Below are 2,820 nucleotides of genomic sequence, written 5' to 3' on the forward strand. Positions count from 1 at the left end.
CCAAGACCGATTTCCTTACCAATCTTGATACCGTCTATTGTATAGAGTTTGATACCATGCTCAGCAATGTACTTCTTAGCCTGACCCGGAAGACGCTCTGAAAGCTCATTTACATCCCAAGGACAGTTAAGAAGGAAGGTTCCACCGTCTTTAATATCCTGTACCATATCATACTTGCGTACATAGGAAGGATTGTGACAGGCAACAAAATCTGCCTTATTTATAAGATAGGTAGAGTTAATCTTCTTATCACCGAAACGAAGGTGAGAAATAGTTACACCACCTGATTTCTTTGAATCATAGTCAAAATAAGCCTGAGCATATTTATCTGTATGGTCACCGATAATCTTAACAGAGTTCTTATTTGCACCTACAGTACCATCTGCTCCAAGTCCCCAGAACTTACAAGAGGTAGTTCCTGCAGGAGCTGTTGAAGGATTTTCTGTAATATCAAGAGAAAGATTGGTTACATCGTCCTTGATACCGATAGTAAATCTTGTCTTCTCTGTATTCTTATAAGCTGCCATAATCTGAGCAGGAGTTGTATCCTTAGAGCCAAGACCGTAACGACCTGTTGTTACAAGGCAGGACTCAAACTTTGTTCCACGAAGAGATGCTACTACATCAAGGTAGAGAGGCTCACCGAGAGAACCCGGCTCTTTTGTACGGTCAAGCACAATAATGTTCTTAACAGTCTCAGGAAGAGCTGCAATAAGGTGTTTAGCAGAGAAAGGTCTGTAAAGACGAACCTTAACAACACCAACCTTATGTCCGTTAGCATTCATATAGTCGATTGTTTCGTCTATTGTTTCACAGACTGAACCCATAGCTATAATTACTCTGTCTGCATCCTCTGCTCCATAGTAGTTAAAAAGTTTGTAATTAGTACCAATCTTAGCATTAACCTTGTCCATATAAGTCTGAACAACATCAGGCACTACATCATAAAAACGGTTAGACGCCTCTCTTGCCTGGAAGAAGATATCAGGGTTCTGAGCTGTACCACGCTGTAATGGACGGTTAGGGTTAAGTGATTTATTTCTAAATGCAGCAACAGCCTCCATATTGCACATATCTTTTAAATCATCATAATCCCATGTTTCAATTTTCTGAATTTCATGTGAAGTTCTAAAACCGTCAAAAAAATGAAGGAAAGGTACACGACTCTCAATGGTACTAAGATGTGCTACTGCACCAAGATCCATAACCTCCTGCACGCTGTTTGCACAAAGCATAGCATAACCTGACTGACGACAGGCGTAAACATCCGAATGATCTCCAAATATAGAAAGTGCATGGCTTGCAAGTGCACGAGCTGATACATGAAATACTGTAGGAAGTAATTCTCCTGCAATCTTATACATATTAGGGAGCATAAGTAAAAGTCCCTGAGACGCTGTATAAGTAGTAGTTAAAGCACCTGCCTGTAATGAGCCATGTACTGCTCCTGCTGCACCACCCTCAGACTGCATCTCCGACATAATAACTTCATGTCCAAAAATATTTTTTCTTCCCTGAGTAGCCCACTGATCTGTGTAATCAGCCATAGGTGAAGAAGGTGTAATAGGATAGATAGCTGCCACATCTGTAAATGCATAGGACACATGAGCAGCGGCTGTATTTCCATCCATAGTTTTCATCGATCTAGCCATAGATAGCCTCCTTAAATTTTAAATAATATTAATACTAATATTCCTAACACTTAGGATTTAAAACATTTGTTACAAACTTTATAACATTCCCTTTAATTCTACTATTTAAGTTTAATTCTGTAAAGGTTATTAATGTATTTTTATTGTGCAATTTGCGTTAATTGATGTAATTTCTCAATAATTTTCAGATAATTTTGATAACAACTATCATTATCGTATTTTTCTTATCTCTTCCCCCACTTTTCCATTGTATTTTTGGCATGAGGTTGTTATAATAATATAAATACTTTAAATTTTGAAAGCGAGGTTTTTATGTCTGAAAAAAATATGTCACTACTTTCACAGGATGAAATTGATGCCTTAATTAAATTTTTACTTAATAAAAAAGACAACGATTCAATAAGCGGCGATATTCTTAGTCAAAGTAGTATAAATAAACTGATTGAACTGGTAAAATCTATCCCTTTCTTGGATAAAAATGTTTTACTTAATACCGCTGCCATAAAGGCTGATGCGTCCTCTTTCTTTGCTAACAAAAATGACTGCAAGGGATATGAACTTACATTCAAATTAGACGATAAAGAGCAATTAATCATCTTTGCCTGCAATGTAGATACTGAAGATATTATTACTATTACTCCACTTATGATTTCATCTTCTGAGACATCTAATCTTCCTGATACTTGGGGAGTTTGTATCTCACCTAATACTTTCCATTGCATATCAAAGATTCTTGATCTTCATTATTCAGATGAAACATTTAAGGCTATATCTGCTCTTTTTGCCAAAAAAATGTATGGAAGTGAAGATGTATCCATCCCTGCCTTCTACCTCCCATAAAGTGAGGTTTCATGCTAATTAAATATTTACAAGTATTTTTTATTTCAATGCTACCCCTTATTGAGCTGCGTGGTGCTATTCCTTTTGCCACAGCCATAGGAGTAAGCCCCCTTACAGCTTACGCTATATCCATAATCGGAAATATGCTCCCAATCCCCTTTATCTTCCTTTTTGCAGGAAAGATACTTCACTGGGGAAAAGACAAGCCTTACATAGGAAAGATATTCACATTCTTCCTCGAAAAAGGATATAGAGCAGGCAAAAAACTAGAAAATAAGGCAGGATTTGGCTTATATCTTGCACTTACCCTCTTTGTAGGCATACCTCT

General features: G+C 37.2%; 3 protein-coding genes. 2 read left to right on the forward strand and 1 reads right to left on the reverse strand.

Annotated elements, in window-relative coordinates; genetic code table 11:
* Positions 1–1,652 (reverse strand): pyruvate:ferredoxin (flavodoxin) oxidoreductase (gene nifJ, locus ACTTG8_RS10155; protein ID WP_442561989.1); only part of this gene is annotated, 1,652 nt, incomplete at its 3' end.
* 312 nt (positions 1,653–1,964) lie between these two features.
* Here nifJ and ACTTG8_RS10160 point away from each other — a divergent pair.
* Both ACTTG8_RS10160 and ACTTG8_RS10165 read left to right on the forward strand, forming a co-directional pair.
* Positions 1,965–2,492: a hypothetical protein gene (locus tag ACTTG8_RS10160; protein WP_442561990.1), complete on the forward strand. Its 528-nt coding sequence runs from the start codon at positions 1,965–1,967 to the stop codon at positions 2,490–2,492.
* 11 nt (positions 2,493–2,503) lie between these two features.
* Positions 2,504–2,820: COG2426 family protein (locus ACTTG8_RS10165; protein WP_442561991.1), on the forward strand; the 317-nt coding region annotated here is incomplete at its 3' end.

The sequence above is a fragment of the Catonella sp. genome, from assembly GCF_052173895.1.
In the GTDB taxonomy this organism is placed as follows: domain Bacteria; phylum Bacillota; class Clostridia; order Lachnospirales; family Lachnospiraceae; genus Catonella.